Origin of the sequence: Pseudovibrio sp. WM33 (genome assembly GCF_001623165.1) — a bacterium.
Taxonomy (GTDB): Bacteria; Pseudomonadota; Alphaproteobacteria; order Rhizobiales; family Stappiaceae; genus Pseudovibrio.
In genome coordinates, this window is the sequence record NZ_LMCK01000108.1 from 1 (window position 1) to 516 (window position 516).

A 516-nucleotide genomic window follows, 5' to 3' on the forward strand; every position below is an offset into this window, starting at 1 on the left:
CGAGCTGCTCGAACCTTGCGCGCTGGAAGTCTCCAAAGACTAAAAATGCGGAATGAAGAGGGGCTTTGCCTCTCACGGAATATTCTGGCTTGGGAAGCGTGATGCTTCTCAGGCCTTTTTTGATTGGTGACTAGCAGACAGGTCCTAGTTGTATTGCCTTTGCTGCAGCGCGTTTGTGATCGATGCCGCCTAGGAAACGTTGTGCTCGTTTGACTGGATCACCCCAGTATTGGTCTGGACCGAGATGTTTTTGGCGATTTAGCTCAATGGTGTCTAAGAGTGAGAAGTCAATTCTTTTGATATCTGCTTTTCATCCGAGGCACTTTTTTGACCAGCCGGATCGAAAATGGTTGAACAAGCTTTCTCTCAATGAGTAGCCGTGAAAATCAAAAGCCAAATAGCCATCGGTGACATACATATGATGGCCGCTAAAGCCTTCATGTGGCACTATCCATTCTCCGTAAAACCCATCTAGAGGCTTTTTCTGCAGATAGACACCTGCCAGTATGTGGCGGG

Annotated in this window: 1 pseudogene; it reads right to left on the reverse strand. The window is 47.7% G+C overall.

Annotated features, from left to right (window positions below):
* Positions 1-310 precede the first annotated feature (310 nt).
* Positions 311-516 (reverse strand): annotated as a pseudogene (locus tag PsWM33_RS28510) (hypothetical protein); the annotation flags it as partial.